Origin of the sequence: Streptomyces bullii (assembly GCF_042657145.1) — a bacterium.
Classification (GTDB): domain Bacteria; phylum Actinomycetota; class Actinomycetes; order Streptomycetales; family Streptomycetaceae; genus Streptomyces; species Streptomyces bullii.
On sequence record NZ_JBHSNY010000014.1, the window covers coordinates 177,975 to 204,947 of the forward strand.

Annotated in this window: 20 protein-coding genes; 2 read left to right on the plus strand and 18 right to left on the minus strand. The window is 72.0% G+C overall.

Features of this window, described 5'->3' with window-relative positions; all coding sequences use genetic code 11:
- Positions 1–47: 47 nt before the first annotated feature.
- From serA to ACFPZJ_RS34255, 6 genes are all read right to left on the minus strand, one after another.
- Positions 48–1,649 (minus strand): phosphoglycerate dehydrogenase, encoded by a 1,602-nt coding sequence (gene serA / locus ACFPZJ_RS34230; protein ID WP_381029925.1) that lies wholly within the window; start codon positions 1,647–1,649, stop codon positions 48–50.
- A 267-nt stretch (positions 1,650–1,916) separates the two neighbouring features.
- A complete protein-coding gene (gene ilvC / locus ACFPZJ_RS34235; RefSeq protein WP_289940041.1) occupies positions 1,917–2,915 on the minus strand; it encodes a ketol-acid reductoisomerase in 999 nt (332 codons plus the stop codon).
- 121 nt (positions 2,916–3,036) lie between these two features.
- Positions 3,037–3,561, minus strand: a complete 525-nt coding sequence (gene ilvN / locus ACFPZJ_RS34240) for an acetolactate synthase small subunit (protein WP_289940040.1) — start codon at positions 3,559–3,561, stop codon at positions 3,037–3,039.
- Between the two features lie 25 nt (positions 3,562–3,586).
- On the minus strand, positions 3,587–5,434 hold the full coding sequence (locus tag ACFPZJ_RS34245; protein ID WP_381029927.1) for an acetolactate synthase large subunit: 1,848 nt from the start codon (positions 5,432–5,434) through the stop codon (positions 3,587–3,589).
- 218 nt (positions 5,435–5,652) lie between these two features.
- Positions 5,653–8,673, minus strand: a complete 3,021-nt coding sequence (locus tag ACFPZJ_RS34250) for a putative bifunctional diguanylate cyclase/phosphodiesterase (protein ID WP_381029929.1) — start codon at positions 8,671–8,673, stop codon at positions 5,653–5,655.
- Between the two features lie 412 nt (positions 8,674–9,085).
- A complete protein-coding gene (locus ACFPZJ_RS34255) occupies positions 9,086–10,036 on the minus strand; it encodes a 2-hydroxyacid dehydrogenase (protein WP_381029931.1) in 951 nt (316 codons plus the stop codon).
- Positions 10,037–10,112: 76 nt separating this feature from the next.
- Between ACFPZJ_RS34255 and ACFPZJ_RS34260 the strand changes: the two genes are divergently transcribed.
- Both ACFPZJ_RS34260 and ACFPZJ_RS34265 read left to right on the plus strand, forming a co-directional pair.
- Positions 10,113–11,111: an aldo/keto reductase gene (locus tag ACFPZJ_RS34260; protein WP_381029933.1), complete on the plus strand. Its 999-nt coding sequence runs from the start codon at positions 10,113–10,115 to the stop codon at positions 11,109–11,111.
- A gap of 118 nt (positions 11,112–11,229) precedes the next feature.
- Positions 11,230–12,378 carry a PQQ-dependent sugar dehydrogenase gene (locus ACFPZJ_RS34265; RefSeq protein ID WP_381029935.1) on the plus strand — a complete coding sequence of 383 codons (1,149 nt, stop codon included), beginning with the start codon at positions 11,230–11,232 and terminating at the stop codon, positions 12,376–12,378.
- 8 nt (positions 12,379–12,386) lie between these two features.
- On the opposite strand, the gene ACFPZJ_RS34270 is transcribed toward ACFPZJ_RS34265, so the two are convergent.
- The 12 genes from ACFPZJ_RS34270 to ACFPZJ_RS34325 all read right to left on the minus strand — a co-directional run bounded on the left by ACFPZJ_RS34270 (position 12,387) and on the right by ACFPZJ_RS34325 (position 26,970).
- Positions 12,387–12,632 (minus strand): DUF6191 domain-containing protein, encoded by a 246-nt coding sequence (locus tag ACFPZJ_RS34270; protein ID WP_381029938.1) that lies wholly within the window; start codon positions 12,630–12,632, stop codon positions 12,387–12,389.
- 27 nt (positions 12,633–12,659) lie between these two features.
- Positions 12,660–15,791 (minus strand): helix-turn-helix transcriptional regulator, encoded by a 3,132-nt coding sequence (locus ACFPZJ_RS34275; protein ID WP_381030086.1) that lies wholly within the window; start codon positions 15,789–15,791, stop codon positions 12,660–12,662.
- A 134-nt stretch (positions 15,792–15,925) separates the two neighbouring features.
- On the minus strand, positions 15,926–16,111 hold the full coding sequence (locus ACFPZJ_RS34280) for a hypothetical protein (protein ID WP_381029941.1): 186 nt from the start codon (positions 16,109–16,111) through the stop codon (positions 15,926–15,928).
- Between the two features lie 196 nt (positions 16,112–16,307).
- The gene (locus ACFPZJ_RS34285; RefSeq protein ID WP_381029944.1) at positions 16,308–16,889 is read right to left on the minus strand and encodes a hypothetical protein; all 582 of its coding nucleotides are present in this window, start codon (positions 16,887–16,889) and stop codon (positions 16,308–16,310) included.
- A 45-nt stretch (positions 16,890–16,934) separates the two neighbouring features.
- Positions 16,935–17,510 (minus strand): GNAT family N-acetyltransferase, encoded by a 576-nt coding sequence (locus tag ACFPZJ_RS34290; protein WP_381029947.1) that lies wholly within the window; start codon positions 17,508–17,510, stop codon positions 16,935–16,937.
- Positions 17,488–19,737 carry an MMPL family transporter gene (locus tag ACFPZJ_RS34295; protein ID WP_381029949.1) on the minus strand — a complete coding sequence of 750 codons (2,250 nt, stop codon included), beginning with the start codon at positions 19,735–19,737 and terminating at the stop codon, positions 17,488–17,490. Before ACFPZJ_RS34295 ends, ACFPZJ_RS34290 begins: the two co-directional genes overlap by 23 nt.
- A 192-nt stretch (positions 19,738–19,929) precedes the next feature.
- The gene (locus ACFPZJ_RS34300) at positions 19,930–20,358 is read right to left on the minus strand and encodes a hypothetical protein (RefSeq protein WP_381029952.1); all 429 of its coding nucleotides are present in this window, start codon (positions 20,356–20,358) and stop codon (positions 19,930–19,932) included.
- 109 nt (positions 20,359–20,467) lie between these two features.
- The gene (gene gatB / locus ACFPZJ_RS34305) at positions 20,468–21,982 is read right to left on the minus strand and encodes an Asp-tRNA(Asn)/Glu-tRNA(Gln) amidotransferase subunit GatB (protein ID WP_381029955.1); all 1,515 of its coding nucleotides are present in this window, start codon (positions 21,980–21,982) and stop codon (positions 20,468–20,470) included.
- A 16-nt stretch (positions 21,983–21,998) separates the two neighbouring features.
- Positions 21,999–22,238, minus strand: coding sequence for a hypothetical protein (locus ACFPZJ_RS34310; protein ID WP_381029957.1), 240 nt, complete (start codon positions 22,236–22,238; stop codon positions 21,999–22,001).
- Positions 22,235–23,728 carry an Asp-tRNA(Asn)/Glu-tRNA(Gln) amidotransferase subunit GatA gene (gatA, locus tag ACFPZJ_RS34315; RefSeq protein ID WP_381029960.1) on the minus strand — a complete coding sequence of 498 codons (1,494 nt, stop codon included), beginning with the start codon at positions 23,726–23,728 and terminating at the stop codon, positions 22,235–22,237. The genes ACFPZJ_RS34310 and gatA overlap by 4 nt, the downstream gene beginning before the upstream one ends.
- Before the next feature lie 5 nt (positions 23,729–23,733).
- Positions 23,734–24,030, minus strand: a complete 297-nt coding sequence (gene gatC, locus ACFPZJ_RS34320) for an Asp-tRNA(Asn)/Glu-tRNA(Gln) amidotransferase subunit GatC (protein ID WP_006130840.1) — start codon at positions 24,028–24,030, stop codon at positions 23,734–23,736.
- 642 nt (positions 24,031–24,672) lie between these two features.
- Positions 24,673–26,970 (minus strand): putative bifunctional diguanylate cyclase/phosphodiesterase, encoded by a 2,298-nt coding sequence (locus ACFPZJ_RS34325; protein ID WP_381029962.1) that lies wholly within the window; start codon positions 26,968–26,970, stop codon positions 24,673–24,675.
- Positions 26,971–26,973: the final 3 nt, after the last annotated feature.

The following is a 26,973-nucleotide window of genomic DNA, read 5'->3' on the forward strand; positions in this document are numbered from 1 at the left end:
CGGGTGGGCGGAGGTCGCTCCGCCCACCCGGCCCTGCGCGCGCGGCCTCAGACCAGGTTCACCGACCGGGCCGACGTCGCCCCGATCTCCGCGGCGACCTCGGACAGCACGTTCTGCGGCACCGTGTCGTCGACCGTGAGCACCGCCAGCGCCTCGCCACCGGCCACCGCCCGCGACACCTGCATCCCGGCGATGTTGATGCCCGACTCGCCGAGGATGCGGCCGACGGCGCCGACGACACCCGGCCGGTCCTCGTACTTCAGCACCAGCATGTGGTCGGCGAGCGCCAGGTCGACGTCGTAGTCGCCGACCGCGACGATCTTCTGCAGGTGCTTCGGGCCGGCCAGCGTGCCGGACACCGACACCTCCTCGCCGTCCGCGAGGGTGCCGCGCACGGTGACCACGTTGCGGTGGTCGGGCGACTCGGAGCTGGTGGTCAGCCGCACCTCGACACCGCGCTCCTGGGCGAACAGCGGGGCGTTGACGTAACTCACCGTCTCGTCGACGACGTCCTCGAAGACACCCTTGAGGGCGGACAGTTCCAGCACCTTCACGTCGTGCTGGGTGATCTCGCCGTACACCTCGACGTCGAGGCGGACCGCGACCTCACCGGCGAGCGCGGTGAAGATCCGGCCCAGGCGCTCGGCGAGCGGCAGGCCCGGCTTGACGTCCTCGGCGATGACACCGCCCTGGACGTTCACGGCGTCCGGGACCAGCTCACCGGCGAGCGCGAGCCGCACCGACCGGGCGACGGCGATACCGGCCTTCTCCTGCGCCTCGTCGGTCGAGGCGCCGAGGTGCGGGGTGCACACGACCTGGTCGAACTCGAACAGCGGCGAGTCCGTGCACGGCTCCTTGGCGTACACGTCGAGACCGGCACCGGCGACCCGGCCCTCCTTGAGGGCGGAGTACAGCGCCTCCTCGTCGACGATGCCGCCGCGCGCGGCGTTGATGACGCGCACGCTCGGCTTGACCTTGCGCAGCGCCTCCTCACCGATCAGACCCAGCGTCTCGGGGGTCTTCGGCAGGTGCACGGTGATGAAGTCGGAGACCTCCAGCAGCTCGTCGAGCGACAGCACCTTCACGCCCATCTGCGCGGCCCGGGCGGGCTGCACATAGGGGTCGTAGGCGACGACCTTCATGCCGAAGGCCGACATGCGCTGCGCGACGAGGGCGCCGATCCGGCCCAGACCCACGACGCCCAGGGTCTTCTCGGCCAGCTCGACGCCCGTGTACTTGCTGCGCTTCCACTCGCCGTTCTTCAGCGCCGCGTTGGCCTGCGGGATGTTGCGGGCCGTGGCGAGGATCAGACCACAGGCGAGCTCGGCAGCGGTCACGATGTTCGAGGTCGGGGCGTTGACGACCATCACGCCGGCCTTGGTGGCGGCGGAGACGTCCACGTTGTCCAGGCCGACGCCGGCTCGTGCGACGACCTTGAGCTTGTTCGCGGCGGCGATCGCCTCGGCGTCGACCTTGGTGGCCGAGCGGATCAGGATCGCGTCCACGTCGGCGATGGCCGGGAGCAGTTCGGCCCGGTCCGCGCCGTTGCAGTGGCGGATCTCGAAGTCCGGCCCGAGTGCGTCGACGGTGGCGGGCGACAGCTCTTCAGCGATGAGTACCACGGGTTTGTGACTGGGGTACGAGCTCACGTGAGTCCTCACAAGTCCAATGCTGCGGACGGCCGTCCCGACGGCCGCAGGCGGTGGAGGGGTGCTAGCCGCGTGGAAGACGCACGACGCTGTGGGCCTGACGCGTATTAGTGCAGCAGTGTAGTGGCGCCGAGGGCGTCGTCTTACGCCGCTACGGAAGGATCACCCGTCCGTGGCTGGACGGGATGGACAACGCCCTCCTACGACGTTACCCGGGGTTCGCCGAAGGGGCCGGAGCGAGCTGCTCCGGCCCCTCGGGCAGTCGGCTTACGCCTCCTCGTTGACCCAGCTCATGAGCTTGCGCAGCTCCTTGCCGGTGGTCTCCAGCAGGTGCTCGGAGTCCTGCTGCTTGTACTCGTTGTACTTCTTCAGACCGCCGTGGTACTCGTCCATCCAGTTCTGGGCGAACGAGCCGTCCTGGATCTCGGCGAGGACCTTCTTCATCTCGGCCTTGGTGGCGTCGGTGATGATGCGCGGGCCGGTGACGTAGTCGCCCCACTCGGCGGTCTCGGAGATCGACCAGCGCATCTTCTCCAGGCCGCCCTCGTACATCAGGTCCACGATCAGCTTCAGCTCGTGCAGGCACTCGAAGTAGGCGATCTCCGGCTGGTAGCCCGCCTCGGTGAGCGTCTCGAAGCCGGCCTTGACCAGCGCGGCCGTACCACCGCAGAGGACGGCCTGCTCACCGAACAGGTCGGTCTCGGTCTCCTCGGTGAAGGTCGTCTTGATGACGCCGGCGCGGGTGCCGCCGATGCCCTTGGCGTACGACAGGGCCAGCGCGAAGGCGTTGCCGGTGGCGTCCTGCTCGACGGCGGCGATGCACGGAACGCCGCGGCCCTCCTCGTACTGGCGGCGCACCAGGTGGCCCGGGCCCTTCGGGGCGACCATGCAGACGTCCACGCCGGCCGGGGGCTTGATGAAGCCGAAGCGGATGTTGAAGCCGTGGCCGAAGAACAGGGCGTCGCCGTCGTTCAGGTTCGGGGCGATGTGCTCCTCGTAGACCTGGGCCTGGATCGGGTCCGGGACGAGGATCATGATGACGTCGGCCTCGGCGGCGGCCTCCGACGGCGTCACCACGCGCAGGCCCTGCTCCTCGGCCTTGGCCTTGGACTTGGAGCCCTCGTGCAGACCGACGCGCACGTCGACACCCGAGTCACGGAGCGACAGCGCGTGGGCGTGGCCCTGGCTGCCGTACCCGATGACCGCGACCTTGCGGCCCTGGATGATGGACAGGTCGGCGTCGGCGTCGTAGAACAGCTCGGCCACTTTGGGTTCTCTCCTCGGGAGTGCAGGTGTTGCGTCCCACCGTATGACGGGGGGCGGACGGGAAGTCCGATGGTCTCGGAATACGGGCGGCCGGACGTGGACCGGCCGCCCGTTCGGGGGCTTACGCCGACCGGTCCAGGGCGCGCAGCGACCGGTCCGTGATCGAGCGGGCGCCGCGGCCGATCGCGATCGTGCCGGACTGCACGAGCTCCTTGATGCCGTACGGTTCCAGCATCTTGAGCATCGCGGACAGCTTGTCGCTGCTGCCGGTGGCCTCGATGGTGACGGCCTCCGGGGAGACGTCCACGGTCTTGGCGCGGAACAGCTGGACGATCTCGACGATCTGGGAGCGCGTCTCGTTGTCGGCGCGCACCTTCACCAGAACGAGTTCGCGCTGCACGGCCTGCGATGGGTCCAGCTCGACGATCTTGAGCACGTTGACGAGCTTGTTGAGCTGCTTGGTCACCTGCTCCAGCGGCAGGTCCTCGACGTTCACCACGATGGTGATGCGGGAGATGTCGGGGTGCTCGGTGACACCGACGGCGAGCGAGTCGATGTTGAAGCCGCGGCGGGAGAACAGCGCGGCGATGCGGGCCAGGATGCCCGGCGTGTTCTCCACCAGGACGGAGAGCGTGTGCTTGGACATGATCTGCTTCCTTTACCTACGGCTCTCAGTCGTCTTCGTTGTCGCCGAAGTCGGGGCGGACGTCCCGGGCGGCCATGATCTCGTCGTTGGAGGTGCCGGCGGCGACCATCGGCCAGACCATCGCGTCCTCGTGGACGACGAAGTCGACGACGACCGGGCGGTCGTTGATGGAGTTCGCCTCCTCGATGACCTTGTCGAGGTCGGCCGGGTCCTCGCAGCGGATGGCGTAGCAGCCCATCGCCTCCGACAGCTTGACGAAGTCGGGGACGCGGGTGCCGCGGGCCTGCGGGTTGACGTCGTCCGGCCCGGAGTGCAGCACGGTGTTGGAGTAGCGCTGGTTGTAGAACAGGGTCTGCCACTGGCGGACCATCCCGAGGGCGCCGTTGTTGATGACGGCGACCTTGATGGGGATGTTGTTCAGGGCGCAGGTGGTGAGCTCCTGGTTGGTCATCTGGAAGCAGCCGTCGCCGTCGATCGCCCAGACCGTGCGGTCCGGCGCGCCGGCCTTGGCGCCCATCGCGGCCGGGACCGCGTAGCCCATCGTCCCCGCGCCGCCGGAGTTCAGCCAGGTGGCGGGCTTGTCGTACTCGATGAAGTGCGCGGCCCACATCTGGTGCTGACCGACGCCTGCCGCGAAGATCGTGCCCTCCGGAGCGAGCTGCCCGATCCGCTCGATGACCTGCTGCGGGGAGAGCGAGCCGTCCTCGGGCTGGTCGTAGCCGAGCGGGTAGGTCTCGCGCCAGCGGTTGAGGTCGTTCCACCAGGCGGTGTAGTCGCCCTGGTGGCCCTCGCTGTGCTCCTTCTGGACGGCCTGGATCAGGTCGGCGATGACTTCGCGGGCGTCTCCGACGATCGGCACGTCGGCGGCGCGGTTCTTGCCGATCTCCGCCGGGTCGATGTCGGCGTGGACGATCTTGGCGTACGGGGCGAAGCTGTCCAGCTTGCCGGTGACGCGGTCGTCGAAGCGGGCGCCGAGGGCGACGATCAGGTCGGCCTTCTGCAGTCCGGTGACGGCGGCCACCGAGCCGTGCATGCCCGGCATGCCCAGGTGCTGCGGGTGGGTGTCGGGGAACGCGCCGAGCGCCATCAAGGTGGTGGTGACGGGCGCGCCGGTCAGCTCGGCGAGGACCTTCAGCTCGGCGGTCGCGCGGGCCTTGAGGACACCGCCGCCGACGTACAGGACGGGGCGCTTCGCCTGGGTGATCAGCTTGGCGGCCTCGCGGATCTGCTTGGCGTGCGGCTTGGTCACCGGGCGGTAGCCGGGCAGGTCCATGGTGGGCGGCCAGGAGAAGGTGGTCTGCGCCTGGAGGGCGTCCTTGGCGATGTCGACCAGGACCGGGCCCGGGCGGCCGGTGGAGGCGATGTGGAACGCCTGCGCGATCACCCGTGGGATGTCCTCGGCCTTGGTGACCAGGAAGTTGTGCTTGGTGATCGGCATGGTGATGCCGACGATGTCCGCCTCCTGGAAGGCGTCCGTGCCGATCGCCTTGGAGGCGACCTGACCGGTGATCGCGACCAGCGGCACGGAGTCCATGTGGGCGTCCGCGATCGGGGTGACGAGGTTCGTCGCGCCGGGGCCGGACGTCGCCATGCAGACGCCGACCTTGCCGGTGGCCTGCGCGTAGCCGGTGGCCGCGTGGCCGGCGCCCTGCTCGTGGCGGACCAGGACGTGGCGCACCCGGGTCGAGTCCATCAGCGGGTCGTAGGCCGGAAGGATCGCACCGCCGGGAATGCCGAATACCGTGTCGGCGCCGACCTCCTCGAGAGAGCGGATGAGGGACTGCGCGCCCGTGACGTGCTCGGAGGCGGAGTGCTGTCCTGAGGATCGGGGCCGCGGCTGCGGGTGATGGGCCCCGGTGGCCTGCTCGGTCATCGGCATTCTCTTCTCGATGCTGAGGGTTTTTGCGAAGTTTGGGCGAAGTGCGGCTGCTGCCTGTGCAACAAAAAACCCCTCGTGCCGTAAGGCAAGCGAGGGGAGCGCGCCGGGTGGGGTCGCTGAGCGGTCGTGGCTCAGCGTCAGCCGACGCGCTTTCCAAGTACGAGAATTCGGGTGCGCATGGCACTGACCCTCCCCCCGGCACGCACTCACTGTCAAGTGGGTGGGACAGGGGTCTCATTATGTGAACGCAGGGTCGTGCCACCGCCGAGGACCGCGGAGACACCCGTGGTGTACACCCTCGGCGAGGCGCCACCCGCGAACGCGGGCGTGGCGGGCCCGTGCGGCACCGGGCAGTGACCGGCAGCGAGCGCCCGGCGCAGCCGGTACTCGTCGACCGGCCCGGAGAACGCCATGCCCTGCCCGTGCGTGCAGCCCATCGCGCGCAGGGCGACGACCTGCTCCGGCAGGTCCACCCCGTCGGCCACGGACTGCAGTCCGAGGTCGGCGGCGATGCGCAGCAGCCCGCTGGTGATCTTGTGCAGGCGCGCGGACTCGACGACGCTCTCGACCAGGCTGCGGTCGAGTTTCAGTACGTCGACGGGCAGCCTTCTCAGGGCCGTGATCGCCGCGCAGCCGCTGCCGAACCCGTCGAGCGCGATACGGACGCCGACCCTCTTGAGGGCGTTCAGGCGGCGCTCCAGCTCGTCGAGGCCGACCTGGGGGTCGACGTCGGACAGTTCGATGATCAGTGCCCCGGACGGCAGGCCGTGCCGGGTGAGCAGTGCCTCGATCGAGCCGAGCGGCATCGACCGGTCCAGCAGCCGGCGGGCGCTGGTGCGGACCGTCACGGGCACGGGCAGGCCCGTCGCGTGCCGCTCGGCGGCCTGCTCGACGGCCTCCTGGAGCATCCACCGCCCCAGTTCGGCGGTCTTGTCGCTGTCCTCGGACACCCGCAGGAACTCCGCGGGGGTGAAGAGCACCCCTTGCGAGGAGCGCCAGCGCGCCTGCGCGTGCACCGACGTGATCCGGCCGTCCGCCAGGCGCACCACCGGCTGGTGCAGCAGCGTGAACTCGCCGTCGTGCAGCGCGGTACGCAGTCGCGTGGCCAGCTCCGCCTTGCGTACGACGTCCTGCTGCATCTGCGGCTTGTACAGCTCGACGCGGCCCTTGCCGCCCGCCTTGGCGCGGTACATGGCGAGGTCGGCGTTGCGCAGCAGCTCACCCGCGCCGAGGCCCGGCTCGGCGAAGGCCACGCCGATGGAGGCGTTGACACGGACATCGTTGCCGTCGATGAGGTACGGCTGCGACAGGGTCACCCTGAGGCGGTCGGCGAGTTCCACGATGTGCCGTTCACGGGCGGCGCGGTCCCGGGTGTTGTCCCCAACGATCAGCGCCGCGAACTCGTCGCCGCCCAGCCGGGAGGCGGTGTCGCCCTGCCGGACCGCGTCCTGGAGTCTGCGGGCGGCCTGGACGAGCAGTTCGTCCCCGGCCTGGTGCCCGATCGTGTCGTTGACGGCCTTGAAGCCGTCCAGATCGATGAAGAGCACGGCCGTGTTGCGCAGGGCGAGGCCCCGGTCGGAGGCACGGCGGCCGGAGAGCGCCTGCTGGACGCGCTTGGTGAACAGGGCGCGGTTGGGCAGGTCGGTGAGCGGGTCGTGCTCGGCGTTGTGCTGCAACTGCGCCTGCAGCCGCACCCGTTCGGTCACGTCCCGGCTGTTGAAGATGAGGCCGCCGTGGTGGCGGTTGACGGTGGACTCGACGTTCAGCCAGCCGCCGTCGCCGGACCGGAAGCGGCACTCGATGCGCGTGGTGGGTTCCTCGGCGGGGTCGGCGGCGAGGAAACGGCGCACCTCGTGCACGACGCAGCCCAGGTCCTCCGGGTGGATGAGGTGGGCCAGTTCCGTCCCCACCAGCTCCTCCGCGGGGCGGCCGTAGACACCGGCGGCGGCCGGGGAGACGTAGCGGAGGATGCCGTTGGGTGCGGCGATCATGATGACGTCGCTGGAGCCCTGCACCAGGGAGCGGAAGTGGTTCTCCTTCTGCGCCAGTTCCTGAGTGAGGGTGATGTTGTCGAGCAGCATGATGCCCTGCCGTACGACCAGGGCGAGCACCACCGTGCCGCCCGTGATCAGTACGACGCGGTCCACGCTGCGGCCGTTGAGGACGTTGTAGAGGATCCCCAGCGTGCACACGGCGGCCGCGAGGTACGGCGTCAGCGCGGCCAGGGAGCCGGCGATGGGCCGGGCGGCCGGATAACGGCCCTGCTCACCGTCCGGCACGGGCGGGTGGTGCGGTCCGCTGCGCTGCCCGGGCACGTGCTCGTGCACCACGCGCGTGTGCCCCGCCGAGCTCTGCCGGTCGCCGCCGTGGCGTTCCGCGTCCGGCTGCCCGCCGCGGGGCGCGGCCCACGGCGCGTACGCCAGGAGCACCGAACCGGCGAACCAGCCCGCGTCGAGGAGCTGGCCGGAACGGTAACTGTCGTGCATGAGCGGAGAGGTGAACAGAGCGTCGCACATCACGGTCAGCGCGAGGGCGCCGATGGCGGTGTTGACGGCGGAGCGGTTCACCGCCGAGCGCCTGAAGTGCAGCGCCAGTCCCATGCTGACCAGGGCGATGTCGAGCAGTGGGTACGCCAGCGACAGCGCGGTGTGCGCCACGCTCGGCCCTTCCGACTTCGCGGCCTGGGCGAGCGCGAGGCTCCACGCCAGGGTGAGCAGCGAGCCGCCGATCAGCCAGGCGTCGAGCCCGAGGCAGACCCAGCCCGCCTTGGTCACCGGCCGCTTGGCGAGCACCAGCAGTCCCACGATGGCGGGCGGCGGGAAGCACAGGAAGAACAGGTCGGCGTAGCTGGGACTGGGCACGGGCTGGCCGAGAACGACCTCGTACCACCCCCAGACCAGGTTGCCCAGGGCCGCCATCGCCGAGGAGAGGCCGAACAGCAGCCAGGCGGATCGAAAACGGGTCCGACGGTTACGGGCGTAGAGGACACAGGACACGGCGGCGGCGCCCGCCGCCGCGCTCAGCCCGAAGTCGCCCATGATCAGCGCCAGCTGCTGCGAGCCCCAGCCGAGCGCGGAACCGACGCCGTAGGCCGCGCAGACCAGGGCCAGGAGGAGCTGGAGGGCCGGCCCCGGCCGGGGGCCGGGGGCCGGCGGACGGGACAGCGGCGTCCCCGGGGAGGCCTGCGCCCGCAGCGCTCCGTCGAGGGTGGGGGTGGGGGAGGGCGCGCTCACCGGGGCCTCCCGCTCCGCGCCGCTCCCGGGCCCCGCGGGTCCCGGTGCGCTGGGTGGGCATGCCGCCTGCGGCTGCCGTGCCCGTGGTGATGACTGTGGTTGCCGTGGTGGCCGCTGCGATGGGTGTGATGGCCGCCGTGGTGACCGCGTCTGCGCGCGGCCGTCCACCAGGGTCGCAGCCCGCGGCTCCGCCGCGTCGGATCGCTCGTCCATAGGCCGTGCATCGCCCGTCGCCCCCCTCACAGTCCGAAGTGCTCCATCCCCGGCGCCGAACGGTGCGCGGCGCAGCCCCTGTCGGGACGATACACCAGTCTCGTCACTCAGGGACATAGGTTCTCTACTCTCCGTGACGGTCGGCTGATATGCGAGTACCCACCGCTTCCGAAGGATCGCGGACGGTACTCGAAGTGGATTAGGTGCTTGTCGCGCCCGTCGTCAGGATCACGTTCCGCAGCGGCTCCCGGTTCACGAAACGCCTCAATTGGTCCACCAGAAGCCGCTTGGCGCGCGGCAGGAAGGCGGATGTGGGCCCGCCGACGTGCGGGCTGATGAGCACGCCGGGCGCACGCCACAAGGGGTGTTCCGCGGGCAGCGGTTCGGGGTCGGTGACGTCCAGGGCCGCGGTGATGCGGCCGCTCTCCACCTCTGCGAGCAGGGACTTCGTGTCGACGACGGGCCCCCGGGCTACGTTCACGAGGAGCGCTCCGTCCTTCATCCGCGCCAGGAAGTCGGCCCCCACCAGACCGCGGGTGGTCTCGGTGAGCGGGGTGGAGACGATGACGACGTCCGCTTCCGGAAGCAGGGAGGGCAGTTCGGTGAGCGGGTGCACCGGACCGCGCGCCGTGGTGCGCTCCGAGCGCGCGACGCGCGCCACCCGCGCCACCTCGAACGGCACGAGCCGGTCCTCGATCGCGGCGCCGATCGATCCGTACCCCACGATGAGGACGTTCTTGTCGGCCAGCGCGGGCCGGAACCCGCCGAGCCACTCCCCCCTGTCCTGCGCCCGGACGAAGTCCGGGATGCCGCGCAGCGACGCCAGGATCAGGCCGAGCGTGAGCTCCGCGGTGCTGGCCTCGTGCACCCCGCGCGCGTTGCACAGCCGCACCCCCGCGGACAGGTGCCGCAGCCCCGGCTCCACATGGTCGATACCGGCCGACAGCGTCTGCACGACCCGGACCGAGGTCATGTCCGGCAGGGGGCGTACGCACAGCGGGCTGGGCTTCATGTAGGGGACGGCGTAGAAGGCGCAGTCGGCCGGGTCGGCGGGAAAGTCCTCGGCACCGTCCCAGAAGCGGTAGCCGGGCCCCTCAGGGAGCCCCTCGATCTCGTCCGGCGGGATGGGCAGCCATACGTCAGCAGTCATGCTTCGGAGGCTATGTCAGGAGCGTGTGACGGCAGAGGTTAGGTTGGGGTGGCCGAAGAGGGAGGGTCACGACCAGGTGGAGCGCAGGACGATCGGGGCGGCGGCACTCGCGGTGGGGGCCGTCGGACTCGGGTGCATGCCGATGAGCTGGGCGTACAGCACGTCACGGCAGCGCGGCGAGGAGTCGCTCAGGGCGGTGCACCGGGCGCTCGATCTGGGCTCGACGCTGCTGGACACGGCCGACATGTACGGCCCGTTCACCAACGAGCTGTTGCTGGGGCGGGTGTTGAAGGAACGGCGGGCCGACGCCTTCGTGTCGACGAAGGTGGGTCTGCTCGTGGGCGACCAGCACATCGTGGCCAACGGCCGTCCCGGGTACGTCAAGCGGGCCTGTGACGCGTCCCTGCGCCGGCTCCAGACGGACGTCATCGACCTGTACCAGCTGCACCGCGCGGACCCGGAGGTTCCCGTCGAGGAGACCTGGGGGGCGATGGCGGAGCTCGTCCAGGCCGGAAAGGTACGGGCGCTGGGGTTGTGCGCGGTGGGCGCGCGGTCGGCGCGGCGGCCGGGGGCGCGGCTGCACGACGCGACGGTCCGGCAGCTGGAGCGGGTGCAGCAGGTCTTCCCGGTGAGCGCGGTGGAGGCGGAGCTGTCGGTGTGGTCGCCGGAGGCGCTCGAGGCGCTGCTGCCGTGGTGCGAGGCGCGCGGCGTCGGCTTCCTCGCCGCGATGCCGCTCGGCAACGGTTTCCTGACCGGGACCCTGACCCCCGGCGAGGGCTTCGAGGCGGACGACGTACGGGCCCGGCACCCGCGCTTCACGGCCGAGATGATGGCCGCGAACCAGCCGATCGTGGCGGGCTTGCGCCGGATCGCGTCCCGGCACGGCGGGGCCGTCACCCCGGCCCACGTCGCGCTGGCGTGGGTGCTGGCCCAGGGGCGGCACGTGGTCCCCGTACCGGGCGCCAAGCAGGAACGCTGGGTCACGCAGAACGCCGCCGCGGCGGACCTGCGCCTGACGGCCCAGGACCTGGCGGAGGTGGCCCAGCTGCCGACGGCGCAGGGGTCGTGGGACTGAGGCCCCGGACCTGCCGACGGTTCGGGTTTCCGGTGATCGGGAACTTGTGGGGCGCGAGCGGTGTAAGACAAGAAGAACCCGCCGCGTCGAAGGGACCAAGATCGTGCAACGTCGAGCAGTGACGGCCGTGTTGGCCGCCGCCACGCTCCTGCTGACGGCCGGCTGCTCCTCCGGCGACGGGGGATCGTCGGGCGGCGCCGGGAACGCGCCCACGAGCCGGACGACCGGGCAGCCGGAACCCTCGCAACGGGCCGGCGAGGACGCCCCGCCCGCCAAGGGCTCGGTGCAGGTGCTCCGCACCGTCGCCACGGGCCTGAGCACCCCCTGGGGCCTGGCCCCGCTGCCGGACGGCGACCTGCTCGTCTCCTCCCGGGACGACGGGACGATCGTCCGGGTCGACGACAGGACGGGCAGGAAGACCGAGCTGGGCGAGGTGCCGGGGGTCTCCCCGGCCGGCGAGGGCGGCCTGCTCGGCGTCGCGCTCTCCCCGGACTACGCCTCGGACCACATGGTCTACGCGTACTTCACCTCGGCCTCCGACAACCGCGTCGTGCGGATGCTGTACGACGAGAAGAAACCCTCCGGTGAGCAGCTGGGCGCGCCGGACACGATCTTCCGGGGCATCCCGAAGGGCGTGATCCACAACGGCGGCCGCATCGCGTTCGGCCCCGACAAGATGCTGTACGTGGGCACGGGCGAGAGCGGCGACACGGGCCTGTCCCAGGACCGGCGGTCCCCGGGCGGCAAGATCCTGCGCCTGACGCCGGAGGGTGAACCGGCGCCCGGCAACCCCTTCCCCGACTCCCCCGTCTACTCCTACGGCCACCGCAATGTGCAGGGTCTGGCCTGGGACACCCGGCAGCGTCTGTTCGCCTCCGAGTTCGGGCAGAACACCTGGGACGAGCTGAACGCGATCAAGCCGGGCGACAACTACGGCTGGCCGCAGGCCGAGGGCCGGTCCGACGAGTCGGACTTCCACAACCCGATAGCCCAGTGGACGACGGAGGAGGCCTCGCCCAGCGGGATCGCCTATGCCGAGGGCTCGGTCTGGATGGCGGGCCTGCGCGGCCAGCGCCTGTGGCGCGTCCCGCTGAAGGGCACGGAGGCCTCGGCGGAACCGCAGGCCTTCCTGGAGGGCGAGTACGGCCGGCTGCGCACGGTGGTCCCGGCGGGCGGCGACAGGCTGTGGCTGACGACCAGCAACACCGACGGCCGGGGCAACCCCGAGGACGGCGACGACCGGATCCTGGAGGTGCGGGTGAAGTAGCCCGGCGCTCAGTCCTCGCCTGGCCCGGCCTCCCCCGGATCGGCCGTCGCCGGCTGCGCTGTCGCGTTTCCGTCGGCCTCATGCTCCGGCTCCTGGGCGGGCGGACGTACGACGACCTTGCCGGACGACAGGTCTATCGGACCGCGTCCCGGGTCGCCGTCCCCGACGTCCTCCCGGGTCAGCTCCAGCCGGTTCTGCTCGTCGCGGGTGTGTCTGCGGCCGGGTGCGAACAGTTCCTCGAAAGCGTTGAACACGAAGGCCTCCCTCGGCCGCGGCATCCCTTACAGCGTAAGCCTCTGGCCTGCGATCCGGGGGGTGAGCGTCTCGGCCGAAAACAGCCCCACCCGGTGCGCCACCGCAGCCGCCTCGCCGCGGCCCGAGACACCGAGCTTGGCGAGGATGTGGGAGACGTGGACGCTGGCGGTCTTCGGGGAGATGAAGAGTTCCTCGGCGATCTGCCGGTTGGTGCGGCCGGCGGCGACCAGGCGCAGGACGTCGTGTTCCCGGCTGGTCAGACCGAGGGCCTCGCCGGGGTGGGCCGGGCTGAGGGCCGGCTCCTCCTCCGGGCCCCGGCCCAGGGGGAGGCGGCCCCGTTGGGCCAGTCGTGCGGCGGCGTCGGCGAGCGGGCGGGCACCGAGGTGCTCGGCGGCGGCCCGGGCCAGGCGGAGCAGTTCCGTGGCGCGGGCCCGTTCGTCCTCGCCCCCACCGGAGGCCAGCAGCGCCTCGGCGAGCCGGAACCGGACGCGCGCGAGATCGTAGGGCCGCTCCAGGGGCTCCGCGGCGGTGACGGCCTCGGACCACTCCTCCACCGAGGATCGGCCCTGCGCCCGCAGCAGTTCGGCGCGCAGCCACTGGTCGTACGCGCACCACACGGGCGCTCCGGTCGCCAGCGTCTTCGCGGCCTCCCGGATCCCGTCGAGGATCTCCGGGCGCTCGTGTTCGGTGGCCGGGTGGCCCAGGGCGTCGGCCTCGGCGGTCGCGGCGGTGACCAGCAGCGGCCAGGCGTAGCGCTGGACGCCGGGCGGGAAACCGGCGGCCAGGACGGTGCGCAGCTCGGCGCGGGCGTCGCCGAGGCGGCCCTCGGCCGCGGACAGGCCGATGGCGACGCAGCTCATCGGCAGGGTGTACTGCGGCATGGGGTCGTGGGTGCCGAAGCAGGACCGGGCGGCGTTCAGATGGCGGCCGGCCTCGGCCAGGTCGCCCCGGTCGAAGGCGAGGTGGGCCAGGCGCATCAGACCGCCGGTGCGCGGCTTGGCGCTCTGTTCCGTGCGCTGGGCGTTGGCGGCGGCCTCGGCGGCCTCCTGCCAGCGGCCGAGCGAGTGCAGCGACTCGGCGAGGTTGCCCCACACCCAGCCGTCGGAGTCCAGCCGGCCGAACCTGCGGGTGAGCCGGACACCCTCCTGGAGGATGCCGACCGCCTCCTTGGACCGGCCGACGCCCTCCAGTGCCGAGGGCAGGTTGATGTAGCTGCGGCTGAGCACTCCCGTCGCGCCGAGTCGCGCCGCCCGGTCCTTGACCTCGTGCATCTCGGCGAGGCCGGTCTCGACGGCGCCCGCGTCGACCATGAGGCCGCCGAGGGTGAGACGAGCGTTCAGCTCGATGTCGTGGGCACCGACCATGCGCGCGTACTCGACGGCGCGTTCGGCGGCGGCCATCGCCTCGGGGCCCGGCCTGTGCAGCATCGACCAGCCCGCGACCATGGCGAGGACCTCGGCGTGCACCGCGGACGGCGGCAGGCCGCGCACCAGGTCCTGCGCGGTGCCGAGTTCGGCCCAGCCGTCGCCGCGGGACAGGGCCTGGGTGAGCCGGGAGCGCTGCACCCAGAACCAGGCCGCGCGCACCGGGTCCGGTTCCTCGTCCAGCAGGCGCAGGGCCCGCTTGGTGATCTTCAGGGCGCGTTCGCGTTCCCCGCACAGCCGTCCGGCGACGGCGGCCTCGGCCATCAGGTCGAGGTAGCGCAGCGGGGTGGTGGACGGGTCGCGGTCGCCGGAGGTCCCCCCACGCCGTTCAGGCCGGGTGGGAGGGCAGACCTCGGTGTAGTCGGCCGGGCGCAGGGTCTGCCGGACGTCGGCGGGGACGGCGTCCCACAGCTCCATAGCCCGTTCCAGCAGCCGCAGTTGCTCGGAGTAGGCGTGGCGGCGGCGGGCCTCGACGGAGGCGTCCAGGACGGCGGGCAGGGCCTTGGCGGCGTCGTGGGCGTGGTACCAGTAGCTGGCCAGGCGCATGACCCGCTCGTCGGCCGGCACCAGCGTCGGGTCGGCCTCCAGCGCCTCGGCGTAGCGGCGGTTGAGGCGGGAGCGCTCGCCGGGCAGCAGGTCGTCGCTGACGGCCTCGCGGACCAGGGAGTGGCGGAAGCGGTAGCCGTCGCCGCCGGGTGCTGCGAGGAGGATGTTGGCGTTCACGGCGGCCCGCAGCGCCTCGATGAGGTCGTCCTCGGCGAGCCGGGCGGCGGCGGCCAGCAGCCGGTACTCCACGGTGGAGCCGCCCTCGGCGACGATCCGGGCGATCCGCTGGGCGCTCTCCGGCAGGGCCTCGACGCGTACCAGCAGCAGGTCGCGCAGGGTGTCGGTGAGGCCGGTGCGGCAGCCCTGGTGGGCGGCGACGGCGAGTTCCTCGACGAAGAAGGCGTTGCCGTCGGAGCGTTCGAAGATCTCGTCGACCTGGTCCGGGTGGGGTTCCCGGGCGAGGATGCCGGCGATCTGGAGGCCGACTTCCTCGCGGGTGAAACGGGCCAGTTCCAATCGGCGGACCGTGCGCAGCCGGTCGAGTTCGGCGAGCAGGGGCCGCAGGGGGTGGCGGCGGTGGATGTCGTCGGAGCGGTAGGTCGCGAGGACGACGAGGCGGCCGGTGCGCAGCGTGCGGACGAGGTAGGCGAGCAGGTGGCGGGTGGAGGCGTCCGCCCAGTGCAGGTCCTCCAGCACGAGGACGACGGTGCGGTCGGCGGCGACGCGCTCCAGCAGACGGGCGGTGAGCTCGAAGAGGCGGGCCATGCCCTCCTCGTCGTCGCGGGCCGCGTCGCGGGCCGCGGTCGTGCCGAACTCGGGCAGCAGCCGGGCGAGTTCGTCCTCCTGGCCGGCGGCCGCGGCGGCGAGTTCGCCGGGCAGTTCGCGGCGCAGGGCCCGCAGCGCGGTGGAGAACGGGGCGAAGGGCAGCCCGTCCGCGCCGATCTCGACGCAGCCGCCGAGCGCGACGAGAGCGCCCCGGTGGCGGGCCGCGGCGGCGAACTCCTCGACGAGGCGGGTCTTTCCGACGCCGGCCTCGCCGCCGATCAGCAACGCCTGCGGCTCCCCGCCGGCGCCGGGCGCCCGGGAGGTGCCCCCGGCGCGGGCGAGCGCCTCGTGCAAGGCGTCCAACTCGTCGCCGCGGCCGACGAACACGGGACTGACGGACCTGGTCTCCACGGTCCCGAGCATGGCACGCGGCACCGGCACGACGGCACCGGATTTCCGGGGGAGACCCGACGGGACGACGGCGAGGGCGGGCGCCCCGCCGGTGCGTCCGGCGGGACGACCGCCCCCCGTGCGGCCGTCCTCCCCCGCCCGGGCGGTCACGCCGTCCGGGCGAACCGGTCCCGGCGGAAGCGGCGGGTATGGCTCTCGGCCTCGGGGGCGCGTCGAGCCGCTTCACGGCGGGCGGCACGCCGGGCCCGGACGGCCTCGCGGACCAGCCGCTCGTGCTCGGCGCGGCGGATGAGGTCGGCGGAACGGGACTGCTGGAGCTCGTACTCGTACACGGCGTCTCCTGGTGAGAGGTGGATGTGCGGCTTCACCGGCCGCGATGCCTCCACCTTCCTCCGCCGGGCGGGTCCCCCACATCGGGAGAGTTCCGCATCTTCGGCGGCGGCCGGGGCCTTAGACGCGTGTGAGGGGCCTCAGGGGCTCCGTAAGGTGCTCACGAAGACCCTAAGGCCCCTCGGCACCTGCGGTGATTCAGCTCGTGGAGGGCAGCCCGAGCAGGACGTCGGTGTACTTCAGGACGGCCAGGAGCAGGCCGATGACGCCGAGCGAGACGCCCGCCCAGGCGACGGACCTGATCCACGGGGCCTGTGGCCGGCCGGGCGCCCCGAACGCGGGCCGGACGAGCACCACGACGCCGGCGATCAGCGCGCTGAGCGCGAACAGGCCGGCCCACAGCGCGCTCGTGTGCCAGGCGTCGCCGTACACCTCTTTGATCTGCTTGCCGACACCCGCGTTCGACGCCGTCTGCAGCTGGCCGATGAGGGTCTCGCGGGCGGCGGCCACGGTGCCGACCCAGCCACCGGTGAGCGAGACGAGGCCGAGCGCCACGGAGACGACGGCCCCGGCGCCCTGTCCGACACCGGAGGGATGCTCCTCGCCTACCGCGGGCTCGGTCCCGGCCGTCCCGGTGGTCCCCGTGCTCGCGGTGGGCTCCGTCGTGCCGTCGGTGGTCTCGGTGCTCTCGGTGGTCTTGCCGGACGCGGTGGTGTCCACCGCCTTCTCGTCGGTCCCGGCCTCGGCGGCCCCGGTCTCGTCCACTGTCCTGGTTCCCATGCCCGGCACCGTACGGACGCTCTCTGAGAGGTTCCTTAATGATCGTCAACGAGCGTCATGAGCCGCACGCTCCCGTGCGGCGCGCCACTCGGGAGCGAGCACCGACCACACCTCGATGTCGTGACGGACGCCCCGGTGGGGGAAACTCTGCCGCAGCACCCCGTCACGGGTCATACCGAGCCGGCGTGCCACGTTGAGGCTCGGTCCGTTGCCGGATGCGGCCTGCCACTCCACCCGGTGGATGCCGCGCTCGTCGACCGCCCAGTCGATGAGGACGCGCATGGCCCGCGTGACCAGTCCCCGCCCCGCGGCGGCCGGTTCCAGCCAGCAGCCGACCTCGCAGGTGCCGCGCTCGGCACTGAAGTTGAGGAACAGCACGCCGCCGACGAGCTTGCCCCGCAGCCACAGGCCGTGCAGCGACCCGGTGTCGGCGGCGCGCAGGTCCGCGTAACGCTGAAGCACCTCGCGGGCACCGGCCACGTCCTTGGCCTGGGAGCCGAAGGGGACGTACTGGTTGATGAACTCCCTCCCCCGGTCCAGGTGCGCGAGGAACTCCTCGGCGTGCCAGGGCTCCAGGGGCCTGAGCTCGGCGCCGTCGTCACCCAGTGGTATCGCGTACATCCCGCCTGCGCTCCTCCTCCGCCAGGACGTCCGCCACCTCGGCGTCCGTCGCGGCGGCCAGCCTCTCATGGCCGGCACGGGACTCGGGCGGCTCGATGCTGATGCGCGGCAGACGCTGGTCGAGCCAGCGGGGCAGCCACCAGTTGGCGCCGCCGAGCAGGTGCATCAGGGCGGGCACGAGGAGCGTACGCAGGACGAAGGCGTCCAGGGCGACGGCGGAGGCGAGCGCGATGCCGAACATGGCGATCACGCGGTCGCCGCTGAGCACGAAGGCGAGGAAGACCGAGATCATGATCACGGCGGCGGAGTTGATGACCCGGCTGGTCTCGGCGACGCCGACCCGGACGGCCCGCCGGTTGTCGCCGGTCGCCAGCCACTCCTCGTACATCCGGCTGACCAGGAACACCTGGTAGTCCATGGAGAGCCCGAAGAGCACCGACACCATGATCACGGGCAGGAAGGGTTCGATGGGGCCGGCGCTGCCGAGGCCGAGCGGTTCGCTGCCCCAGCCCCACTGGAAGATCGCGACGACCACGCCGAAGGCGGCGGCGACGGCGGCGACGTTCATCGCGGCGGCCTTCAACGGTATGCCGATGGACCGGAAGGCCAGCAGGAGCAGCAGACAGCCCAGGCCGATGACGACGCCGACGAAGACGGGCAGCTTACCGACGATGACGTCGGCGAAGTCGTCGTAGCCGGCCGTCACGCCACCGACCTGCACGTCCAGCGAGGTGCCCGCCTCGGCGCGCGGCAGCACCTCGGAGCGCAGCCGGTCGACGAGGTCGCTGGTCCGCTGCGACTGCGGCGAGGACTCCGGTACGACGGTGAGGTACGCGGTGTCGCCCCCGGAGCCGAACGTGACCGGCGTGACCGACGCGACGCCCTCGGTGGAGCGGAGGGCCGCGTCGAGGTTGTCCAGGACCAGCCGGTCCTCGGCGCCCCGCACCTCGGTGACGAGGGTGAGGGGCCCGTTCACACCCGGGCCGAAGCCGTCGGCGAGCAGGTCGTAGGCCTGGCGGGTGGTGGCCGTCTCGGGGTCGTTGCCCTGGTCGGAGGTGCCCAGGCGCAGGGAGAACGTGGGCAGCGCGAGGACGGCCATGACGACCAGGGCGACGGCACCGAGCACCTTGGGGTGGCGCTCCACGAAGGCCGACCAGCGGGCGGCGAACCCGGTGGGCAGCTCCGGCTCCGGCCCGTGCGCGGCCAGGCGGCGCCGCTCGCGGCGGCTCAGGGCGCGCATGCCGATGAGGGACAGCAGGGCGGGCAACAGGGTCACGGAGGCCCCGACCGACAGCACCACGGTGAGCGACGCGGCGACGGCGACGCCGTTGAGGAAGCCGAGCCGCAGGATCAGCATGCCCAGCAGGGCTATGCACACCGTCGCACCGGCGAAGACGACCGCGCGTCCCGTGGTGGCGACGGCGTTCGTGGCGGCCTCGGTGACGGACAGGCCGCGTTTCAGGCCGCGTCGGTGTCGGGTGACGATGAACAGCGCGTAGTCGATGCCGACGCCGAGCCCGATGAGCATGCCGAGCATGGGCGCGAAGTCGGCGACGGTCATGGCATGGCCGAGCAGCACGATCCCGGCGTAGGCGGTGCCGACGCCGACCAGCGCGGTGGCGATGGGCAGCAGCGAGGCCGCGAGGGAGCCGAAGGCGAGGAAGAGCACGACCGCGGCGACGACCACGCCGACGACCTCGGCGAGGTGTCCGCCGGATGATTCGGTGAGCCCTATGGCGCTGCCGCCGAGCTCCACCCGCAGTCCGTCGCCCTCGGCGGCCTTGGCGGTGTCGACGACGGCCTCGGCCTCGGCCCTGTCGATGTCCTGGGCCTGGTCCTCGAAGGTGACCGTGGCGTACGCCGTGCGGCCGTCCCCGCTGATCCGGCCCGCGCCGTGGGCGTCTTCGTAGGGGCTGGTCACGGCGGCCACGCCGGGCAGGTGCTCGATCCGGTCCAGGGTGCGCGTCATCGTCTGCTCGACGTCGGCGGCGCGGACGGTGCCGGACGCGGTGTGCCAGACGACGGTGTCGCTGTCGCCGCCGAGGCCGGGGAAGCCGTCGTGCAGCAGCTGGGTGGCGCGGCCGGACTCGGTGCCGGGGATCTTGTAGTCGTTGGAGTACGCGGAGCCCGCGACGGACGCGGCGGCGGTGACCCCGGCGAACACCAGGAGCCAGAGCAGTACGGCGACCAGACGGCGTTGGACACACCAGCGTGCGAGGGCTGCCACGAACGAGCTCCCAGTGGTACCGATTGTGGATCTTTTGCCGGGAACAGTCGTCCATGAGCTGAACGGCCCGCAAAGAACGCATGAGCGATGCTCGGCCACTCTTGCAGGCGAACGTGATCGTTTGTCGTGTTCGTGGGCTTGTTCACACCAGGTGGGAGGAACCTCACTGGACAGAAAGGCCCACTGTGTCGCTCAGTCGAACTGGTCGCCCAGCGCCATCACCATCACCCCGGCGATCAGCAGCCACAGCGCCCGCCGGGTGCGGCCCCGGGAACCCAGGACGGCGGCGAGGGCGCAGACGGCGGCCCCGCAGGCGTAGGCGACGGGGACCAGGGCGGGAGCGGAGCCGGTCAGACGCAGCAGCGCGGCGGCCAGGCCCGCGAGGGCCAGGAGCACACCGCTCCCGGCCGCCGTCCAGCGGGCCTGCCGGGCGTCCTGCGCCGGGTCCGCGTCGTCCCGCAGATCCTCCGCCTCAGCGTCCTTGGCCTCGGTGGCCTGGGTGGCTTCTGCAGCCTCCGGGTCCGCGACCTCGGTGGCCTTCGCGTCCGCGATCTCGGTGGTCTCTGAGTCCGTGACCTCGGCTCTCTTCGGGTGCGTGTCGGAATCAGAACGTCCACTCATGGCGCGGGAGCGTAGCGCCTCCTGCGGGGAGAGCGGAGACGCGGGGGGTACGCGCGGGAACACCGAGGGGGATGCACCGGACGGTGCATCCCCCTGACAGAGGCGAGGGTCAGCCCTCGCTGACGCCGAGCTTCTCCAGGATCAGTTCCTTGACGCGCGCCGCGTCGGCCTGCCCGCGGGTCGCCTTCATGACCGCGCCGACCAGGGCGCCCGCCGCGGCCACCTTGCCGCCGCGGATCTTGTCCGCGACGGCCGGGTTGCCGGCGATGGCCTCGTCGACGGCGGCGGTGAGCGCGCCCTCGTCGGAGACGACCTTCAGGCCGCGCTTGTCGACGACCTCGTCCGGGGTGCCCTCGCCCGCGAGGACGCCCTCGATGACCTGGCGGGCCAGCTTGTCGTTCAGGTCGCCGGAGGCCACCAGCTCGGTGACCCGGGCGACCTGCTGCGGTGTGATGGCCAGCTCGTCGAGCGCCTTGCCCGACTCGTTGGCGCTGCGGGCGAGCTCGCCCATCCACCACTTGCGGGCGGACGCCGCGTCGGCGCCGGCGTCGATCGTGGCGACGATCAGCTCCAGCGCGCCGGCGTTGAGGATCGCCTGCATATCAGTACCGGACACGCCCCACTCCTCGCGCAGCCGGTTGCGGCGCACCAGCGGCAGCTCGGGCAGGCCGGCGCGCAGTTCCTCGACCCACTCGCGGGACGGGGCGACCGGGACGAGGTCGGGCTCCGGGAAGTACCGGTAGTCCTCGGCTTCTTCCTTCGTCCGGCCGGACGTCGTGGTGCCGGTGTCCTCGTGGAAGTGGCGGGTCTCCTGGATCACCGAGCCACCGCCGTTCAGCACGGCGGCGTGGCGCTGGATCTCGTAACGGCAGGCGCGCTCGACGGACCGCAGCGAGTTGACGTTCTTGGTCTCGCTGCGGGTGCCGAACTTGTCGGCGCCCTTCGGCATCAGCGACAGGTTGACGTCGCAGCGCATCTGGCCCATCTCCATGCGGGCCTCGGAGACGCCGAGCGCCTTGATGAGCTCGCGCAGCTCACGGACGTACGCCTTCGCCACCTCGGGAGCACGCTCCCCGGCACCGACGATCGGCTTGGTGACGATCTCGATGAGCGGGATGCCGGCGCGGTTGTAGTCCAGCAGGGAGTGGGACGCGCCGTGGATACGGCCCGTGGCGCCGCCGACGTGCGTCGACTTGCCGGTGTCCTCCTCCATGTGGGCGCGCTCGATCTCCACGCGGAAGGTCTCGCCGTCCTCCAGCTGTACGTCGAGGTAGCCGTTGAAGGCGATCGGCTCGTCGTACTGGGAGGTCTGGAAGTTCTTCGGCATGTCCGGATAGAAGTAGTTTTTCCGGGCGAAGCGGCACCACTCGGCGATCTCGCAGTTCAGCGCGAGACCGATCTTGATCGCGGACTCGACGCCGGTCGCGTTGACGACCGGCAGCGAGCCGGGCAGGCCGAGGCAGGTGGGGCAGGTCTGGGTGTTCGGCTCGGCGCCCAGCGCGGTCGAACAGCCGCAGAACATCTTGGTCTTGGTGCCGAGTTCGACATGGACCTCGAGGCCCATGACGGGGTCGTAGGTCGCGAGCGCGTCCTCGTACGACACCAGGTCGGTCGTGGTGGTCACGGTGAAAACTTCCCTCTCAGCCCAGCAGGACGTCGTCGTCGCCGAGGCGCTTCACCTCGCGGTAGAGGATGGCGAGGTTGGTGACGACCGCGGCGCCGGTGACGATGGCGTCGACCAGCCGCAGCGTGTCGCTCTCGCTACGCGCCCTCTTGATCTGCTTGACCACGCCGATCACGCCGAACGCGGACGTGGCCATCGACACGTACAGGCCGGACTTGGACTTCTTGAAGCCCTTGGCCTTGGTCAGTGCACTCACAGCGACGGAGCCTCCTCGAGCAGCGGGTGGCCCCACTTTTGCACGAAGGCGGCCTCGACGGCGGCACCCACCTTGTAGAGGCGGTCGTCCTTCATGACCGGGGCGATGATCTGCAGGCCGACCGGCAGGTTGTCCTCCGGCGCGAGACCGCAGGGCAGCGACATGGCCGCGTTGCCGGCCAGGTTGGTCGGGATGGTGCACAGGTCGGCGAGGTACATCGCCATCGGGTCGTCGGCGCGCTCGCCGATCGGGAAGGCGGTGGTCGGGGTCGTCGGGGAGACGATCACGTCCACCTGCTCGAACGCCTTGTCGAAGTCCTGCTTGATGAGCGTGCGGACCTTCTGGGCGCTTCCGTAGTACGCGTCGTAGTAGCCGGAGCTGAGCGCGTACGTGCCGAGCATGATGCGGCGCTTGACCTCGGGGCCGAAGCCGGCCTCGCGGGTGATCGAGGTGACCTCCTCCGCCGAGTGGCCGCCGTCGTCGCCGACGCGCAGGCCGTAGCGCAGACCGTCGAAGCGGGCGAGGTTGGAGGAGCACTCGGACGGTGCGATCAGGTAGTACGCCGACAGCGCCAGGTCGAAGGACGGGCAGTCCAGCTCGACGATCTCGGCGCCCAGTTCCCTGAGCAGCGCGACGGACTCGTCGAACCGCTGGATGACGCCGGCCTGGTAGCCCTCGCCGCGGAACTGCTTGACGACGCCGACGCGCATGCCCTCGACGCTGCCGTTGCGGGCGGCCTCGACGACCGGCGGGACCGGGGCGTCGATGGAGGTGGAGTCGAGCGGGTCGTGCCCGGCGATCACCTCGTGCAGCAGGGCCGCGTCCAGGACCGTACGGGCGCAGGGCCCGCCCTGGTCGAGGGAGGAGGAGAACGCCACCATGCCGTAGCGGGACACCCCGCCGTACGTCGGCTTCACACCGACCGTGCCGGTGACGGCGGCGGGCTGCCGGATGGAGCCGCCGGTGTCGGTGCCGATGGCGAGGGGCGCCTGGAAGGAGGCGAGCGCGGCGGAGGAACCGCCACCCGAGCCGCCGGGGATCTTCGTCAGGTCCCAGGGGTTGCCGGTCGGCCCGAAGGCGCTGTTCTCGGTCGAGGACCCCATGGCGAACTCGTCCATGTTGGTCTTGCCGAGGATGACGACGTCGGCGGCCTTGAGCTTCTTGGTGACCGTCGCGTCGTACGGCGGGATCCAGCCCTCCAGGATCTTCGAACCGACGGTCGTGGGCACGCCCTCGGTGGTGAAGATGTCCTTGAGGGCGAGGGGCACGCCGGCCAGCGGGCCGAGCTTCTCGCCGCGCTCGCGCTTGGCGTCCACGGCGCGGGCCTGGGCGAGAGCGCCCTCGCGGTCGACGTGGAGGAAGGCGTGCACCTTCTCGTCGACGGCCTCGATGCGGGCGAGGTGGGCCTCGGTGACCTCGACGGCCGTGAGCTCGCCGGAGGCGATCTTCTCGGCGGTCTCGGCGGCCGTGAGCTTGATGATGTCCGTCATGGCGGTCACTCCTCCCCCAGGATCTGCGGCACCTTGAAACGCTGCTGCTCCTGGGCCGGGGCGCCGGACAGCGCCTGCTCGGGGGTGAGCGACGGACGGACCTCGTCCGCGCGCATGACGTTCGTCAGCGGCAGCGGGTGGGAGGTCGGCGGTACGTCTTGGTCGGCGACCTCACTGACGCGGGCCACCGCGCCGATGATGTCGTCCAGCTGGCCGGCGAAGTGGTCGAGCTCTTCGGGCTTCAGCTCCAGACGCGCCAGCCGGGCGAGGTGGGCGACCTCCTCGCGCGTGATGCCAGGCATGCAGCGATCCTCTGGGGTGAGAGTGTGTGGTTTGGCCCAATCCTATGGGGCACGGGGTCGTGCCCGTGAAACGGTTTGCCGCAGACCGCCGCCATGCACCGGCGAGCGCCCCACACGGCACCGCGATCTCCACGGTCCCCTCACCGACCGAACCCGCTGCGCGCCCGCCCGGTGGGGCGGGGGACCGAACGGTGTGGTGGGGTTCGGCCTGACGGTGGGCGGGGGGCTCGGCCCGGCCGCGGGCTCGGCCCGGCCGGGGGCCCGGCCCGGCCTAACGGTGGCGCCGACCCCCGCCCGACGGCGAGGCGCGGCTCGACCCGACAGCAGGACGGGGACTCGACCAAGGTGGGACGCGGACTCGCCCCGGCGGTGGGGCTGGGCTCGGCCCAACGGTGGGACGCGGACTCGACCAACGGCAGGACGCCGACTCGCCCCAGCGACGGGACGCCGACTCCGCCCGACGGCAAGGCGCGGACTCGATCCGATGGCGGGGCGCCGGCTCGACCCAACAGTGGGACACGGACTCGACCCGACAGCGAGACCGGACTCGAACTCGGCAGTGGCGCGCGGACCCGCCCTGCGGCGCGGCGGCGCTTGGTCGACGTTGGACGGGGACCGACCGGCCCCGCGCACGACGTGCCGCTAGCCCACCCGCCCCGGGTCGTCCGCCGCGGCCGCGGGCAGGGCCGCGGCCGGGCGCTGCCAGCCGCGGGAGCCGCGGGCCCGCAGCCACGCCGTGGTCTCGTCGGCGGGCATCGCGGCCGCGACGAGCCAGCCCTGTACGGCGTCGCAACCGAGGTCCCGCAGGCGTTCCCAGGTCTCGTCGTCCTCGACGCCCTCGGCGACGACGAGCAGGCCGAGTGAGTGGGCGAGGTCGACGGTGCAGCGCACGATCTCGGCGTCCTCGGCGTCGATCGCGAGCCGGGCCACGAAGGAACGGTCGATCTTCAGCTCGCTCACCGGGAGCCTGCGCAGGTGCACGAGCGAGGAGTAGCCGGTGCCGAAGTCGTCCAGGGACATCTTCACGCCGTGGCCGGTGAGGGCGTTGAGCGTGTCGGCGGCGCGCTGCGGGTCCTCCAGCAGGACGTGCTCGGTGATCTCCAGCTGGAGCGAGCCGGCCGGGACACCGTGGCGGGCCAGACGCGCGGCGACGGAACCGGCGAAACCGGGGGTGTGGACGTCGCGCGGGGAGACGTTGACGGCGACCGGTACGTACAGTCCCTGGGACCGCCACTGGGCGACCTGCGCGAGCGCGGTCTCCAGGACGTACTCGGTGAGGTGGGGCATCAGCCCCGAGGACTCGGCGATCGCTATGAACTCGTCCGGCGGCACCTTGCCCCGCTCCGGGTGCACCCACCGCACCAGGGCCTCCAGGCCCGCGACCTGCCCGTCGAATTGGACCTTGGGCTGGTAGTGCAGGGAGACCTCGTGGGCGTCCAGGGCCCTGCGCAGATCCCCGAGCAGTCCGAGCCGGTCGGGGGTGTTGGAGTCGCGCTTGGACTCGTACACCTCGACGCCCGTACGGTCCCGCTTCGCCTGGTACATCGCGACGTCCGCGCGGCGCAGCAGCCCTTCGGCGTCCAGCGCGTGGTCCGGGAAGACGGCGACTCCCGCGCTGGCCTCCAGGACCAGGGTGAGCCCGTCGAGGTCGAGCGGGGAGCTGAGCGCGGCGACCAGGCTGCGGGCGATGCGGGTCGCGGAGGTCGTGGAGTCGGCGACCGGGAGTAAGACGGCGAACTCGTCGCCGCCGAGCCGTGCGGCCTCGGCGCCCCGCGGCAGCGCCAGCCGCAGCCGGTCCGCTATCTGGAGGAGCAGCCGGTCCCCGGCGAGATGACCGAGGGTGTCGTTGACCGATCGGAACCGGTCGAGGTCGATCAGCATGAGGGCGGCGCGGGCGTCGATGCGCTCGGCGTCGTCCAGCGCGGTCCAGATGCGCTCCAGCAGCCACTGCCGGTTGGGAAGCCCGGTCAGCGGGTCGCGCAGCTGCTCCTCCGCCCGGGCCCGGGCTATCCACAGGGTGGAGTCCAGGGCGATCAGCGGGATGGAGAACAGCGGCAGCAGCACCGGCTGGGCGAAGGCGACCACGCAGACCAGCGGGGCGATGCCGAGCAGGGCGACCGCCACCAGGCCCTGTCTGACCAGGGCGGTGCGGGCGACCGTGGGCAGGCCGGCGCGCGGGGCGTTCAGGTACCAGAGCAGGACGCGGGTGACCGTGAGGTAGGCGGCGGCGACCAGGACGACCTGGAAGGCGGTGGAGAGCGCCCAGGTGTCCGGTGGCGAGGGGCTCTCCACGGACGGTACGGAGCCGAAGGCGCCCAGCACCAGGGCGCCGGCGCCGATGCCGAGCAGGTCGACGGCGCCGTGCAGCACGCCCTGCCGCCAGCGGCCCCGCCGGGCTATGCCGACCAGGACGACGACGGTGAGGCTGACCATGCCGGCCGGCACCCAGCCGTACATCAGCAGCACGGCGAGGGTGAGGGCGGCGCCGGAGCCCGTGCCGCCCCACCAGCGGGCGCGGCCGAGCATGACCAGATGGCCGACGATGATGCCGGTCAGCACGGCCAGGGACCAGCCGACGGTGCCGGACGGGAACAGCGCGTGGCCGCCGGTGAAGGCCCGGTGGAACCCGGCGCCCAGGACGAGCGCGGCGGCCGCCACGACCGCCGTGGGCAGCGGGCGCCAGGGCAGGTGCCGTTCGGTGTCCGCACCGGGCAGGCCGACGGTGTGCTCGGCGGACTGCTGCGGATGCACAGCGGCGCGGCCGTCCGGTGCGGCGCGCTGACCGGCGGCTCGCCCGTCCCCGGGATGCCGTCCGGCGGCGCGCCCCTCCGCGCCCGGACGCCCCGGGGGCCGCCCTGCCCCACGGACTGCGCGCCATGCGACCGCCACGCGGCGCAGACGCAGCCGTGAGCCCGGAGCGGCGCTCTCGGTCGGTTCCATTCC

Excerpts from the sequence above, each read along its gene's own strand:
- ACFPZJ_RS34255 (WP_381029931.1), bottom strand. The coding sequence starts at position 10,036 with ATGACTGCTGACGTATGGCTGCCCATCCCGCCGGACGAGATCGAGGGG.
- gatA (WP_381029960.1), bottom strand. The coding sequence starts at position 23,728 with ATGACGGACATCATCAAGCTCACGGCCGCCGAGACCGCCGAGAAGATC.
- ACFPZJ_RS34245 (WP_381029927.1), bottom strand. The coding sequence starts at position 5,434 with ATGACCGAGCAGGCCACCGGGGCCCATCACCCGCAGCCGCGGCCCCGA.
- ACFPZJ_RS34275 (WP_381030086.1), bottom strand. The coding sequence starts at position 15,791 with ATGCTCGGGACCGTGGAGACCAGGTCCGTCAGTCCCGTGTTCGTCGGC.
- ilvN (WP_289940040.1), bottom strand. The coding sequence starts at position 3,561 with ATGTCCAAGCACACGCTCTCCGTCCTGGTGGAGAACACGCCGGGCATC.
- ACFPZJ_RS34325 (WP_381029962.1), bottom strand. The coding sequence starts at position 26,970 with ATGGAACCGACCGAGAGCGCCGCTCCGGGCTCACGGCTGCGTCTGCGC.
- ACFPZJ_RS34290 (WP_381029947.1), bottom strand. The coding sequence starts at position 17,510 with ATGTACGCGATACCACTGGGTGACGACGGCGCCGAGCTCAGGCCCCTG.
- ACFPZJ_RS34285 (WP_381029944.1), bottom strand. The coding sequence starts at position 16,889 with ATGGGAACCAGGACAGTGGACGAGACCGGGGCCGCCGAGGCCGGGACC.
- gatC (WP_006130840.1), bottom strand. The coding sequence starts at position 24,030 with ATGCCTGGCATCACGCGCGAGGAGGTCGCCCACCTCGCCCGGCTGGCG.
- ACFPZJ_RS34300 (WP_381029952.1), bottom strand. The coding sequence starts at position 20,358 with ATGAGTGGACGTTCTGATTCCGACACGCACCCGAAGAGAGCCGAGGTC.